The sequence below is a fragment of the Bifidobacterium ruminantium DSM 6489 genome (genome assembly GCF_000770925.1).
GTDB classification, from domain to species: domain Bacteria; phylum Actinomycetota; class Actinomycetes; order Actinomycetales; family Bifidobacteriaceae; genus Bifidobacterium; species Bifidobacterium ruminantium.
The window spans coordinates 19,245-34,143 of record NZ_JDTK01000010.1 but is presented as its reverse complement, the minus strand read 5'-3'; the positions used below and the strand labels follow the sequence as shown (position 1 = coordinate 34,143).

6 protein-coding genes and 2 pseudogenes are annotated in these 14,899 nt (G+C 56.1%); 7 read left to right on the top strand and 1 reads right to left on the bottom strand.

The window, feature by feature from the left end; translation table 11 throughout:
- The first annotated feature begins 94 nt into the window (after positions 1-94).
- The 3 genes and pseudogenes from OU26_RS09445 to OU26_RS05340 all read left to right on the top strand — a co-directional run bounded on the left by OU26_RS09445 (position 95) and on the right by OU26_RS05340 (position 7,116).
- A pseudogene (locus tag OU26_RS09445) lies at positions 95-1,566 on the top strand (glycoside-pentoside-hexuronide (GPH):cation symporter).
- 416 nt (positions 1,567-1,982) lie between these two features.
- Complete coding sequence (gene ileS / locus OU26_RS05345) at positions 1,983-5,297, top strand: mupirocin-resistant isoleucine--tRNA ligase (RefSeq protein ID WP_026646749.1); 3,315 nt, start codon at positions 1,983-1,985, stop codon at positions 5,295-5,297.
- A 598-nt stretch (positions 5,298-5,895) separates the two neighbouring features.
- Positions 5,896-7,116: a Fic family protein gene (locus tag OU26_RS05340; protein WP_026646750.1), complete on the top strand. Its 1,221-nt coding sequence runs from the start codon at positions 5,896-5,898 to the stop codon at positions 7,114-7,116.
- A 12-nt stretch (positions 7,117-7,128) separates the two neighbouring features.
- Here the strand turns inward: OU26_RS05340 and OU26_RS09440 are convergent.
- Positions 7,129-7,840 (bottom strand): annotated as a pseudogene (locus OU26_RS09440) (alpha/beta hydrolase).
- 227 nt (positions 7,841-8,067) lie between these two features.
- On the opposite strand from OU26_RS09440, the gene OU26_RS05330 reads away from it, so the two are divergent.
- The 4 genes from OU26_RS05330 to cas7e all read left to right on the top strand — a co-directional run bounded on the left by OU26_RS05330 (position 8,068) and on the right by cas7e (position 14,887).
- Complete coding sequence (locus OU26_RS05330) at positions 8,068-11,172, top strand: CRISPR-associated helicase/endonuclease Cas3 (protein WP_026646751.1); 3,105 nt, start codon at positions 8,068-8,070, stop codon at positions 11,170-11,172.
- A 221-nt stretch (positions 11,173-11,393) separates the two neighbouring features.
- Entirely contained in the window at positions 11,394-13,079 is a 1,686-nt protein-coding gene (gene casA / locus OU26_RS09670; protein WP_051592956.1) for a type I-E CRISPR-associated protein Cse1/CasA, read from the top strand.
- 2 nt (positions 13,080-13,081) lie between these two features.
- The gene (gene casB / locus OU26_RS05320) at positions 13,082-13,714 is read left to right on the top strand and encodes a type I-E CRISPR-associated protein Cse2/CasB (RefSeq protein WP_033498946.1); all 633 of its coding nucleotides are present in this window, start codon (positions 13,082-13,084) and stop codon (positions 13,712-13,714) included.
- Between the two features lie 57 nt (positions 13,715-13,771).
- The gene (cas7e, locus tag OU26_RS05315) at positions 13,772-14,887 is read left to right on the top strand and encodes a type I-E CRISPR-associated protein Cas7/Cse4/CasC (RefSeq protein WP_026646753.1); all 1,116 of its coding nucleotides are present in this window, start codon (positions 13,772-13,774) and stop codon (positions 14,885-14,887) included.
- The last annotated feature ends 12 nt before the right edge of the window (positions 14,888-14,899 follow it).

Here is a 14,899-nt window from a genome sequence, read left to right as displayed (position 1 = left end):
ACTAAACAGGGGTAAAGGGATATACTTAACTCATGTGAAATCAAATGATGATTTCCGATTACAGCTTCAATCACAACTTCTAAGGAGAAGTACGATGGCAGAATCCAATGTCGCAGCCGCACCGAAGGAGACGCAGCGGTCTGCGAAGCCAACCAGGAAAGGCAGTCTGCTGTCCCGCGTGGCCTATTCATTCGGCAACGTCGGCCAATCCGCCTTCTACAACGCGCTGAGCACCTACTTCATCGTCTACGTCACCAGCTCGCTGTTCTCCGGGGTCGACAAGGCGCTCGCCACCAAGCTCATCGGCGTCATCACCGGCCTTGTGGTTGTCATCCGCATCGCGGAGATCTTCATCGATCCGCTGCTGGGCAACATCATCGATAACACCAAGACCAAGTGGGGTCGTTTCAAGCCGTGGCAGCTCATCGGCGGCACCGTTTCCGCCGTTCTGCTCGTGCTGGTCTACACCGGTCTGTTCGGCTTGGTGAACGTCAACACCACGCTGTTCATCGTGCTGTTCGTCATCACCTTCATCGTGCTCGACGTGTTCTACTCCCTGCGTGACATCTCCTATTGGGGCATGATCCCGGCGCTGTCCTCCGACTCCCATGAGCGCTCCACCTACACCGCCCTCGGTTCCTTCGGCGGCTCCATCGGCTACAACGGCCTGACCATCGTGGTCATTCCGATCGTCACTTACTTCAGCTACATCTTCACCGGCAAGCATCAGGAGAGCCAGAGCGGCTGGACCTGCTTCGCCATCATCGTGGCTATTCTCGGCGTCCTCACCGTGTGCTCCGTCGCGTTCGGCACCAAGGAAAGCTCCAGCACCCTGCGCACCAAGGCCGAGGACAACGGCGGCCCGCTCGCCGCGTTCAAGGCTCTCGCACAGAACGACCAGCTGCTGTGGGTGGCCCTGTCCTACCTGCTGTACGCCATCGCCAACGTGGCCACCACCGGCGTGCTCATGTATCTGTTCAAGTTCATTCTGAACAACTCTGCAGCCTATTCCATCGTCGGCGTCGTCTCCGTCGTCGCGGGCATCGTTATGGCTCCGCTGTACCCGATTCTGACAAGCGCATTCCGCGCCGCTACCTGTACCTCGGCGGCATGGTGCTTATGGTCATCGGCTATCTGCTGTTCATCATCAACCCCACCAGCCTGCCGGTCGTCACCGTCGGTCTTGTCTTCTTCTATCTGCCGCAGACCTTCATCCAGATGACGGCCATCCTTTCCCTGACCGATTCCATCGAGTACGGCCAGCTGAAGAACGGCAAGCGCAACGAGGCCGTCACCCTGTCCGTCCGTCCGATGCTCGACAAGATCGCGGGCGCGTGCTCGAACGGCATCGTCGGAGCCGTGGCCATCGCCGCCGGCATGATCGGCAACGCCACCGCAGCCGACATGACCGCCGCGAACATCCGGACCTTCGAGATCTGCGCCTTCTATGTGCCGCTCGCGGTCATCATCCTGAGCGCGGTCGTGTTCCTGCTCAAGGTGAAGATCACCGAGAAGATGCACGACGATATCGTCAGGCAGCTCGAGGCTCAGCTGAACGAAGGCTGATTCGCCGCCGAGCGCGATCGTCTTCGGTCGATTCGTGGTCGGCCTGCCGATTGTATTTCGATTGTTTTGCGATTACGAAAGCCGCATGGTGGACACCGTGCGGCTTTTCGCGTTTCTACGTTCGTACGGCGTGCTAGGCTGACGATTTGAAACGAAAAGCGATGATCCGTCATCAGCGGGGAGCTTCCGGAAGAACGGCCGACGCTTTCTGGCGAGGCTTAGTAGAACCGGCGGGGTCGGCCCGGACAGCCGAATGTCAAGCGGTCGTACGAAACCTGCGCAGGCGGACAACCTGCGTGAGAACAACAGGGAAGTGCGGCAAGCGAGGTGGTACCGCGGTGCCGGACGTGCGCGATCGCACGGAAGTCATCGTCCTCGTAAGGTAAGTAATGAAACCGCCAAACGAGGAGCATACGGTGAGCGAATCCACCAATCATGTGTATCCGAAGGCTGCTGCCGGCGAGCAGAGCGCCAACGTCGCGCCGAACCCCAGCTTCCCCAAGCTGGAGGAGTCCGTGCTCGACTACTGGGATAAGGACAACACCTTCCAGAAGTCCATCGACCGCCGTCCGTCCGGCGATCACAGCCAGAACGAATTCGTGTTCTTCGATGGCCCGCCGTTCGCCAACGGCCTGCCGCACTACGGCCACCTGCTGACCGGCTATGCCAAGGACGTCATCCCGCGTTACCAGACCATGAAGGGCCACAAGGTCAACCGCGTGTTCGGCTGGGACACCCACGGTCTGCCGGCCGAGCTTGAGGCGCAGAAGGAACTGGGCATCGATTCCGTCGACCAGGTCAAGGAAATGGGCATCGACAAGTTCAACGACGCCTGCCGTGCCTCTGTGCTCAAGTACACCAACGAGTGGAAGGCGTACGTCCACCGTCAGGCCCGTTGGGTCGATTTCGAGCACGGCTACAAGACCCTGAACATTCCGTACATGGAATCCGTGATGTGGGCCTTCAAGCAGCTGTACGACAAGGGACTGGCATACCAGGGCTACCGTGTGCTGCCATACTGTCCGAAGGACCAGACCCCGCTGAGCGCGCACGAGCTGCGCATGGATGCGGACGTGTACCAGGATCGTCAGGACACCACTGTGTCCGTGGCCGTGAAGCTGCGCGACGAGGAAGACGCGTACGCAGTGTTCTGGACCACCACGCCGTGGACCGTGCCGACCAACTTCGCCATCGTGGTCGGTGCCGACATCGATTACGTCGAGGTGCGCCCGACCGAAGGCAAGTTCGCCGGCAAGAAGTTCTATCTCGGCAAGCCGCTGCTCGGCTCCTACGAGAAGGAACTTGGCGAGAACTACGAGATCGTGCGCGAGCTCAAGGGCTCCGAGATGGAGGGCTGGCGCTATTACCCGGTCTTCCCGTACTTCGCAGGCGACGAGAACGCCGCCGAGGGCAAGGTGCCGGGGCCGGAAGGCTACCAGATCTTCACCGCCGACTACGTCGACACCGTTGAAGGTACCGGCCTGGTCCATCAGGCCCCCTACGGCGAGGACGATATGAACACGCTCAACGCCAAGGGCATCAAGAGCGTGGACGTGCTCGACGCGGGCTGCAAGTTCACGTCGCTGTGCCCGGATTACGAGGGCATGTACGTGTTCGACGCGAACAAGCCGATCCTGCGCAACCTGCGCGCCGGCGATGGCCCGCTGGCCCGCATTCCCGAAGAGCAGCGTGCCATCCTCTTCCAGGAGAAGAGCTACGTGCACTCCTACCCGCACTGCTGGCGTTGCGCCACCCCGCTGATCTACAAGCCGGTGAGCTCCTGGTTCGTGTCCGTCACCAAGATCAAGGATCGTCTGCTTGAACTCAACCAGCAGATCAACTGGATTCCGGACAATGTGAAGGACGGCCAGTTCGGCAAATGGCTGGCGAACGCACGCGACTGGTCGATCTCCCGCAACCGCTTCTGGGGCTCCCCGATTCCGGTGTGGGTTTCGGACGATCCGAAGTATCCGCGCGTGGACGTGTACGGCTCGCTGGACGAGCTGAAGGCCGACTTCGGCGACTACCCGCGCGATCATGAGGGCAATGTGAACATGCACCGCCCGTACATCGACGAGCTGACCCGCGTCAACCCGGACGATCCGACCGGCAAGAGCCACATGCACCGCATCAGCGACGTGATGGACTGCTGGTTCGAATCCGGCTCCATGAGCTTCGCCCAGTACCATTACCCGTTTGAGAACAAGGAAACCTTCGAACAGCACTTCCCGTGCGACTACATCGTGGAATACATCGGCCAGACCCGTGGCTGGTTCTACGTGCAGCACGTCATGGCCACCGCCCTGTTCGACAGGCCGGCGTTCAAGAACGTGATCTGCCATGGCATCGTGCTCGGCTCCGACGGACAGAAGATGTCGAAGCACCTGCGCAACTATCCGGACGTGAACGGTGTGTTCAACGACTTCGGCTCCGACGCCATGCGCTGGTTCCTCATGAGCTCGCCGATACTGCGCGGCGGCAACCTGATCGTCACCGCCGACGGCATCCGTGACACCGTGCGCCAGGTGATGCTGCCGGTGTGGAGCTCCTACTACTTCTTCACCCTGTACGCGAACGCGGCCGGGTACGACGCGCGCAAGCTTCGCGCCGACGAAGTGGCGGGGCTGCCGGAAATGGACCGCTATCTGCTGGCCCGCCTGCGCCGCTTGGTGGAGAAGACCCAGCATGCGCTGGACAACTTCTACATCTCCGACGCGTGCGATGCGGCGAACGACTTCATCGACGTGCTGACCAACTGGTACATCCGCAACAACCGTGAGCGTTTCGGTGCCGGTGATGAGAACGCGTTCAACACGCTGTACACCGTGCTGGAAACCTTCATGCGCGTGTTGGCTCCGCTGGCTCCGATGGAGGCCGAAGCCGTGTGGCGCGGCCTGACCGGCGGTGAATCCGTGCATCTGGCCGACTGGCCGTTCCTTGCCGACGAGAAGACCGGCGAGACCACTGAGCTGGGTGCCGTGCTGCAGGACGACGCCAAGCTGGTGGACGCGATGGAGAAGGTGCGCGAGGTCGTGTCCGGCACGCTGTCGATGCGTAAGGCCAAGCAGATCCGCGTGCGCCAGCCGCTCGCCAAGCTGACCGTGGTGGTCGAGAACCCGGATGCGGTCGCCGCATACAGCGACGTGCTGAAGGGTGAGCTCAACGTGAAGGACATCGAGTTCTGCACGCTGGAGGACGCCGGCTCCCAGGGTCTGAAGATCGTGAACGAGCTGCGCGTGAACGCACGCGTGGCGGGTAAGCGCCTGCGTAAGGACGTGCAGTTCGCCATCAAGGCCTCCAAGAGCGGTGCCTGGCATGTGGACGCCGCCGGCGTGCCGGTGTGCGAGACCCCGAACGGCGATATCGCGCTTGAGGAAGGCGAATACGAACTGATCAACCGTGTGGAGGAGAAGGACGCGCAGGAAGCCGCGAACTCCGTATCCGCCGCGCTGCCGACCGGTGGCTTCGTGATCCTCGACACCGAACTGAACGACGACCTGCTGGCCGAAGGCTACGCCCGCGACGCCATCCGCGCCGTGCAGGAGGCCCGCAAGGCCGCCGGCCTGGAGATCTCCGACCGCATCACGCTGAAGCTGACCGTTCCGGCCGGCGACGTGGCGAAGATCGAACAGTTCAAGGATCTGGTGGCACACGACACCTCCGCCGACAGCGTGAGCGTGGAAGCCGGCGCCGAAGGCTCCGAGCTGGCCGTGGAAGTCGCCAAGGCCTGAACCAAGCCAAGGTTTGAATTGGTATTCCGTGAAGTTTGTGGACTTTCATAAGTTTTCATGAACTTCACGGATTTCGATCGGCTTGCGATTATTCCAAGCTGCGGCTAGAGTAATCCTTTGGCTTTCGAGCCGCCGTGGCATTGTCCACCGCGGCTCGAACCGCGCAAGACTTGATTTGTGTCCGTGCGCGTGGCCGCGTTGTTTGACGTGGCCGAAGCATGCGGAAGCAGATCGTTAAGCGAATGGTTCTCAGTACCATCCATGTGAGTCAAGCACACATTCTTGAGAAGCAGTCGCGTTGCCGGACGGCGGATTTGAAGGGCATGCCCAATATGGGTATGCCGCCGAAAATCCACCGTCCGGCTTTTTCTATATGTAAATGCGATTCGCCGATACGTCGCCATCGACGCGAAATTATCGCAGAGCTGCGCTGACTCGTTTGCCTGGGCAGACGTGCATGTCCATCCGCATTACCTAGTGCATCTAATGTATCCGTCGCACCGCCCGTTAGTTAGCTACATTTATTCAAATAAGTGTAGCTAACGCAGAATTAAGCTACACTTAATTCAATAAGTGTAGCTAACTGGAAGAGGGAAACATGGATAGTGATGAAAGTCTTGTAATTCCTCCGCTCGGAAAAGAGCACCATGTCTGGCATATTCCGGAAGATGCTCCCGTCTCACGGTCCCGTCGTTCTCGTGGCAATGGCGAATATGAGTCGACTATTCCAATCAGTCTTGCGGATTTGCGTTTTGTTTTTCCCTCCGAGTTGCTTGCGGATTGTGAGGAGGCATCATGCGCGCTGGCGTCTTTCGACGCCTATGCTGCTGTGAAACTGGGGGAGGGTAGCCATGTGCTTGGTCCAATGAGCGCGGTGCTGCTGCGCACGGAAGCTTCGTCGTCTTCCCAGATAGAAAATCTGACGGTCGGTGCGAAGAATCTTGCGTTGGAAACTATTGATGAGGGCACGAGCGACAATGCGGCGGTCGTGGTTGGCAATGTGCGTGCCATGGAGGCTGCGCTGAAGTTGGGCGATAGCATGACGGAAAACAATATTCTTGCCATGCATGAGGCCCTGCTCTCCGCTCAACGAGGTTGGGGAAAATACGCGGGTACGTACCGTACCAATCTGGTATGGGTTGGTACCGATGGTTATTCGCCACGTGGCGCTGCTCATGTCGGTCCGCAGCCTGAGCTGATCGCTGGCGCGATGGCGGATCTGCTTGAGTTCATCGAGCGTGATGATTTGTCGGTGGTCGCGCAATGTGCGATTGCTCACGCGCAGTTCGAGACCATTCACCCATTCGCTGACGGCAATGGTCGGTGCGGGCGTGCGCTGGTGCATGCGATTCTTCGCAATAAGGGATTGTCGCGTAATACCACGCCTCCCGTTTCCGCCGGTTTGCTGCATGATACCGAGGACTATTTCGCAGCATTGACCCTTTTCCGTGAAGGTGATGCCGCGCCGATTGTCAGACGATTCGCACAGGCTTGTCGGTTCGCCGCGACAAGCGGCAGGAAACTCATCGATGATTTATGCGAACAGTTGGATGAAGCGCGTTCGAATCTGCGCGGTGTGCGTTCCGATGCCGCCGTTTGGCGTGTGCTGCCGAATTTGATTGCTCAGCCGATTATCAACACGCGATACCTGCAGCGAACAGTGGGACTGTCCAAACCGCAAGCGGAGCGTGCGATCAAAACTTTGAGTGAGCGTGGCGTTGTGGTGGCACGTACGGGAAAGCAACGCAGCGTTGTATACGAGCATCGTGGCATTCTTGACGTGCTTGATGAATATGCCGCCGGATTGCGAAGGGGGTGACTAAAACCGGGCTCACAATCCCAGCCAGGCGCGCACGTCGGCGATTTCCCGATCACATATGTTGTGCGCCATGCCGGGATATTCGAAATACGTGCAACGACCGGTCGAACCAAGTTGTTCACGGGCACACTGCTGGTCGGCGATCGGAATCGTACGGTCATCGCTACCGTAGCAAAGCGCGAATCGTGTGCGGCCGGCAGGGATCGCGTCCGCTGTTTCCCCTTTGAATGACGGGCTGAGCAACACCGCCATATCGAACACGTCCGGATACTCCGTAGTCATGCGATACGACAGGTATCCGCCCTGTGAAAAACCGATTAACACCTTGCGGAAACTCTGGAATACCGGTGATTGCAGCATACGCACCACTTCGGCGCCGACCTGGCTGCACTCATGTTGGCGCTCGCTGACGGAGCATCCGTCGGGATACCAGTAGTGGCTGCCGATGTATGGGGCGCGTATATGTGCCGCGGAATGAGATGTAGTTGGGCTTGATGGGGAAGCTGGAAGGGTGATTGCGGTTGTTGATGCCATTGGCATTGCTGTTTGCGTTGCCGTTGGCGTGATGCGTGTTGTCGGGACTGCCGGTTGCACAGATTGCGTTGATGATGCGCACCATCTCCGATTCATCGTTGCTGTACCCGTGGAATCCAAGGAACAGCAGGTCGTTGGACGATGCCGTACTCCCATCGGTATTAAAACTTCCTGTCATTTCCAACCGCATGTGTGCTCCTTGTGCTTGGTGCGCTCATATCTTTCCATTTGGAATTGAAAATGGAAAGATATGGATAGGCATACCAATGAGTATGCGTATATGCAGATTATTCCACTTGAGAGTCTTCTGCTTCTAAGCTAAGCATGTTACCGATTTTCACAGCCTATGATATCCCCTAAGAGCCTCGTGATGAGGGAAATGTACTGAGAAACATGCAAAAACGGAGGGGGAAACGTATGTTTAATGATGGGCTGAAATTATCTACGCAGGCAAAAGCAATTTGGGGTAAGACGAATCGTGCGGATGACACCGAATGGTTGCCGCTTTATGTCCATATGGTTGATTCTGCTGCAATGGCAACGAAAATTTGGGATACTTGGGTTCCCCAAGGTACTAAAGACGTGATTATCAGGGACCTTAGCGGAGACGAAAAGCTGGCGAAGAAGCTGGCGGTGTTTCTGGCAGGCGTGCATGATATCGGTAAAGCGACGCCAGTGTTCCAATCGAAACCCATCACTTTCGGCGCAGAGGCCGAAAGTTTTGCTTGGAAAGCCGAGAGAGCGGGGCTTCCCATGATTGCCGGTTTGAGGGATCACAATCGTCCCACACATCCCATTGCGGGCGAGGCCATTCTTGAAGGATACCTCATACGCGTCCATGGTTGGGACAGAAAAACAACCAGACAGTATGCGTGTGTTGTTGGTGGACATCATGGTACCCCTCCAGATAAAAGCAAACTTGAAGATACACGACTGGAGAAAAAGAGGTCCGGCCTAGATGCCGTCGAGTGGGTTGCGACTCAGGATGAGCTCATTGATTTTGTCGCTGATATAGCAGGCATGAGGCAAAGCGAATGGGCATCCCTTTCCGACGCAAGATTCAGCGCCCAGTCGGCTGTATTGATAACGGGATTGGTCATTATGGCAGACTGGATCGCCAGCAATAGCGATGATGCCATGTTCCCCTTGGTGAGAACAGAGTCTTGGACGGATGATGATGAAACGTCATCCCTCTTGGATGACAGGGAAAATGACGATATTCAATCATGGACTGGTCTGCGGAACCGTGCGAGTAGGGCATGGTCATATGTGCAATTGCCTCATGCGTGGGTGCCGGAAGATGTCCCACCATCTTGTCAAGAGCTTTTCTCGACACGTTTCAGACTTCCTGAAGGTGCGAAAGTCCGTCCCGTCCAAGAGGAAGCCATTCGAATCGCCAGTAAGACCAATCAGCCGGGACTTATGGTAATTGAGGCGCCCATGGGAGAAGGGAAGACAGAAGCTGCTCTCGCTGCCGCTGAGATTCTGGCCCAACGCACTGGACGAGGTGGTGTATGCGTGGCGCTGCCCACGATGGCCACCACAGATGCGATGTTCACCCGAGTGCACCACTGGTTGGAAGCGTTGCCCTCCTGCGATTTTACTAATGAGAAAACAGTCTGGCTGGCTCACGGCAAAGCACAATTAAACAATGATTTCCGAAACATTATCGCTTCGTCGCATCGCCGATTCTCTTCTGTTGATCAAGATGAAGATGGGCGGAGAAGTTCAGGAAAACAGATTGATGTACCGCCGGAAACCGTTGTCTCCGACTGGCTCTGGGGACGTAAGAAGGGTGCGCTCGCCAATTTCCTCGTCTGCACGGTCGACCAAGTATTGATGGGCGCTCTGCAGATGAAGCATGTGGTGCTCCGCCAACTTGCGATGGCGAATAAGGTCGTCATCATCGACGAATGCCATGCGTATGACGCCTATATGCAGGAATATCTCAAGATGGCCTTGGAATGGCTTGGCGGTTATCGGACCCCGGTCATCCTGTTGTCTGCGACATTGCCTGAGCGGCAGCGTACTGAAATGGTTGAAGCCTATCTGAAAGGTTGGGGCGAAACCGAGAGCAAATCCGGAAATGCTGCAGGGGGAGGCAGCATCTTGGAGATGCTACGTGCCGGCAATAGTCGAGTCGAGCGTAATGGCACGAATCATGCTTCTATGGGGCAAAAGGAGAGGCATATCATTTCAGATGCCTACCCTTTACTGACATATACCGAGGACCGTGAAGTCAGACATGCAGATGTAAAACCGTCTGGCAGATCGATGGTCGTTCGGTGTGGAATCATCGATGATGATGACGAGACATTGCTTAACTTGGCGGATACGTTGCTTGTGGATGGTGGCTGTATCGGCGTGATTTGCGATACGGTTGGGCGTGCACAGCAAACATTCGAGCTGTTGAGCGAGCGTTATGGAAACGATCTTGTAAGGCTGACGCATTCCCGTTTCATGGACATTGATCGTATGTCTAATGAGCGTGAGCTTCGCGAACTGTTGGGGCCTGAGAGCACGGTTGGGAATGGGAAACGCCCGGAAAGGCTGATAGTTGTTGGCACGCAGGTGCTGGAACAGTCACTGGATATCGATTTTGATGCTTTGATAACGGATATTGCGCCGGTGGACTTGATTATGCAGCGCTTGGGACGTGTACATCGTCATCGCCGCGGCGATGACGAATGTGATCGTCCTCGATCCTTGCGAATGGCGACCTGCTATATCCGTGGTGTCGAAGCATGGGCGGCCGAAGGACCTAGATTCGCTAAGGGTGTGGATGTCGTGTACGATGCCGCTGCCTTGATGGAGTCGCTTTCGGTTTTGGAACTGAGTGATGCCGGCGCTTCCTGTACTCAGCAGTTGCCACAAGATATTGCGCATACCGTGCGAAGCGCGTATGGAGACAATCACCGTGCTCTTATACCTCCCGCATGGTTGGCCCGATATGACGATGCTTGTGAAAGACGAGACATGAAGAGAAAAGAGAAAAAGGAGAAAGCTGGTACTTATCTTCTGCAGTCGGTGAAGTCGATGAATCAGAATCGTTCGCTGGTGAATTGGTTCTCTCCACAAGTTGATGAGAATGATGAAGACAAAGGACAGCGTGCGGTAAGAGATACCCAGGATACGGTGGAGGTTATGCTGCTGCATAAATGTGACGATGAAGTGCATTTGATGCCCTGGGTGGGGGATGAGCGCGTCGGTGTGGCGAATGGCGCTGTTATTCCGACGAATGTTATTCCGGATGATGCGGTTGCTAAAATCGCAGCCCAGTGTTCGGTGAGATTGCCAATGGGATTGTGCTTGCCAGACAAAATCGACTCCTTGATAGCTGCGTTGGAAGATGGATGCGTCTCCGAGGCTGCGTGCTGGCAGGAGTCTCCTTGGCTTGCGGGGAAGCTGGCGTTGTTCCTTCATGAGGAGGAGAATGGCTTTGTATCTTCCGAACTATGCGGCCATGTAGTCGCTTATTCGCGTGAGGCGGGATTGACATATCACAAGAAAGAGGATAATTGAGATGTCCTTATTTCTTAGGGATGATCCCGTAAAAGTGTCGGGATGCGTGGTGCTCCCCGCGAGCGCGGGGTTGAATTCGGCAAGCTTTCTTTTTTTGAGGGCTTGCCGGTATATCTATCAAAACAACTCACTCTGACACTTTTACGTTCATTGACAGAATTGATGATTGGGTGTATTGTCTTCGTTGAAAGACGAAGTCAAAGCTGATAGGGAGGGAATCGATGACAGACAATATCTTTTCCTTGCTGGACGAGCCTTGGGTGCAGGTTGTCTATCTCAACGGGCGCCCTGACGAGATATCGTTGCGGCAGGTTTTCTCGGATGCTCCGGATATCAAGGAGCTGTCGGGTGACATCCCGCAGCAGAAGCTTCCGCTGATCCGACTGTTCCTTGCGATTCTGTATCGCGCATACCGTGTCGGCGGCATCAACGAGGAGCAGATGCGCGAGCTGTGGAAAGAAATCTTTTCTTCGGAACATTTCGATATGGATATCGTGGACCGGTATCTTGATAAATGGGAAGACCGCTTCTTCTTGATTGGAGAGCGGCCGTTCTTCCAGATTCCCGATTTGGAATACGTGGGTGCCAAGCCTTATTCCCCGGTTTCGGGAATGATTGCTGACGTTCCCAAACTGAACAAGTACCTGTTCTCGATGCGGAGCATGGAGGCGACCGACAGCATCTCATTTGCTGAAGCCGGTCGGTGGCTGGCGTTCATGCAGGCATTCGATACCGCGGGAATCAAGACGCCGGTGAAGGGCAATACGCATGTCAACAAGGGGAAGGTGTATGCCCCCAAAGGAATGCTCGGCACCGGTTGGCTGGGTGGCATTGGTGGTTTGTATGCGGAGGGGAAGAACTTCTTTGAAACACTGATGCTCAATTGGGTTCTCTACGATACGAAATACGACTCCGAGAGATATCGTCTATTCGGCAACGAACAGGATATCCCGGTTTGGGAACAAGACGAGGTGTCTTCTTCTGACTTGGATAATCAATCTACGTTTGCCGGACCTGTTCAGGCGATGACATGGCAGTCGCGTCGTCTCCGTCTGGTGCCGAACGAAGAGGGTACGAGGATCGTTGGTGTGGTGTCCTGTTACGGAGACGTTGTGGCTCCATATAACACCGATGGTTTCGAGAAGATGACCGCTTGGCGGAAAAGCATCCCGCAGCAGAAGAAGCTGGGGCTTCCCGCTCCTCCGCATATGCCGGTTATGCATGATGCGAGCAAGGCGTTGTGGCGTGGACTGGAACCCATTCTTTGTGTGAAGGATGATAGTGATTTCAGACCCGGCCTTGTCCGATGGCTGGAGGAAATCCGCACCGAGATGCTCGATTCCGGAGACCACGTGCTGAATCTGGTGACGCTCCATGCCCAGGGCATGACCTATGGAACACAAAGTAGCGTGTTTGAAACCGGAATCGACGATACGCTTTCGCTGAATACGGTGATGTTCCGCCATGATTATGCCGGCATCGCGGCGGTGGTGGATGCGGTGAAATGCACCGATAATGCGGTGCAGGCCTTGGTGCAGTTCGTCCGTAATCTACGGACCTCGGCAGGAGATAAAAGCAAGTCCACTGAGACGGCGGAGCAGATCCGGGAAAGCGTGTATGCGGATCTTGACGGACTTTTCCGGGACAGGCTGGCGGCCTTCGACGAATCCAATGATCCCATTGAGTATTCCAATGATTGGAAGGATGAGGTCCATCATCGGTTGCTTGAAGCAGGGCAGAGTTACTTGGAACAGTCTCCAGTGCCTGTTTTCGATGAGCATGAAGCTGGTGTTATGGGAGTGATGAACGCGGCTCGTGCGCAGCTGTTGTTCCGGTCCAAGCTGAATAAGGAACTCGGCTCTCTCACACGGGAGATTCCTGTACATTCGGATAAAGGAGGAAAGTGACTATGACGTCATCCATATATGACAAAGCGAATGCCGTCGGTAAATATGCTGCTAAACTGATATTCAGTGTACAGCATGAATATGCCGCCGAGAGCGGCAGTAGCCCAAGCAGCCGTGCCCGTCTTGCACGAATGCGTCGGGATCTGGATGGAATGTCCCCATCCTGGATGTTGATTGGTGACGAGCTGTTCACGGATTGGCCTCAGGATCTTGTCGCGCCGTCTGACAATTCGTCTGAATTTGATCGTCAGGTCAATGCGGTTCGATCTGCGTTGGGACTATATGCGGTGCATCAGCAATCAAAGAGGCAGGGAGTCGCTCAGCGTTACCAGAGCGACCCGAGTCAGCGAATGACATTCGGTCGTGCGTGCAAGGCGATTGCTCCCGACCCCGAACAGTCCAAGGGTGTCCTGCGACGATTACGAGTTGCTGAGAACGCTCCTGATTTCAATGGAATAATTCGTAGCGTCCGTGCTCTCATTACGTTGATGCGCAGTGCCGACGTCCAGATCGATTATGGTTCTTTGGCCTATGACCTGTATCTGGTGCAGTTTCCTGACCATCGTGGCGAGGTATTCCAGCGGTGGGGCAGGGATTACTACTGGAAACCCGCTTCAACGCAGGAAAAGCAATAACCAAATTCGTTCAGAAAAATACAAAGCAGTTAAACCGATTAGGAAAGAGGACAAATCATGTTCATGGATATCCACTGTATCCAGCAGGTACCGCCGAGCAACATCAATAGGGACGACACGGGCAGCCCAAAAACCGCATACGTCGGAGGCGCTCTGAGGTCTCGTGTCTCCAGTCAGGCTTGGAAGCGCGCCATGCGCGGCGTCTTCGACGGCATGCTGGACAGCGGCAAACTGGGGAAGCGCACCAAGGGCGTTGTGACGCTGATTGCCGCCTCCATCGCAGCGAAGCGACCTGACCTGACGGAATCCGCCGAAGACCTTGGACAGAAGGTGCTGTCTGCTGCCGGCATCAAGGTCAAGGCTTCGGATCGTGCCGGCTCCGACAAGGGTTCTCCGGTAACGGATTACCTGATCTTCATCGCCAATAATGAGATCGACAAACTTGCCGATTTGGCGATTACCGCTTCGGATGAGGGCAAGGATCCCTCCAAGATGAAGAAGGAAGTATCCGAGATTTTCCATGGTCCGCAGGCCATCGACATCGCCTTGTTCGGCCGTATGCTGGCTGATGCCCCGGATCTGAACACCGACGCCTCCGCACAGGTGGCTCACGCGTTCTCCATCGATCAAATCACGCCTGAATATGATTACTTCACCGCAGTCGATGACTGCGCATCGGAGGATAATGCGGGCGCGGCCATGATCGATACGGTCGGTTTTAATTCCTCGACGTTGTACCGATACGCGACGGTGAACATCGACGCATTGAAGGAACAGCTGCAGGATACCTCCACGGCTGTGGAGGGTGCCGTTGCCTTTGTCGAGGCCTTCATCAAATCCATGCCTTCCGGCAAGCAGAACACCTTTGCCAACCATACGCTGCCCGAAGACGTGGTGGTGGTGCTTCGTGATTCCCAGCCGATCAGTGCTGCGGATGCGTTCGAGGAACCGGTGAGGCGAGAGGAAGGACTGTCCGTTTCCCGTCAGGGCATCGAGCGTCTCGGCAACCGTTTGAATGAGATCCGCGTGAATTATAACGAGGAGCCGGTGAAGGCATGGTATATCGCTTCTGGTAAGGAAGTGGATTCCCTGAAGGAGTGGAGCGAACAGGTCTCGTTGCCGGACCTCGAGCATGGTTTGCGGGAAACTCTGAACGCCGTATACTCGGCGTGACATTCGAGGAGG

Bases quoted from the DNA above. Each gene is read 5' to 3' on its own strand.
- OU26_RS05340 (WP_026646750.1), top strand. From the start codon at position 5,896: ATGGATAGTGATGAAAGTCTTGTAATTCCTCCGCTCGGAAAAGAGCAC.
- OU26_RS05330 (WP_026646751.1), top strand. From the start codon at position 8,068: ATGTTTAATGATGGGCTGAAATTATCTACGCAGGCAAAAGCAATTTGG.
- casA (WP_051592956.1), top strand. From the start codon at position 11,394: ATGACAGACAATATCTTTTCCTTGCTGGACGAGCCTTGGGTGCAGGTT.
- casB (WP_033498946.1), top strand. From the start codon at position 13,082: ATGACGTCATCCATATATGACAAAGCGAATGCCGTCGGTAAATATGCT.
- cas7e (WP_026646753.1), top strand. From the start codon at position 13,772: ATGTTCATGGATATCCACTGTATCCAGCAGGTACCGCCGAGCAACATC.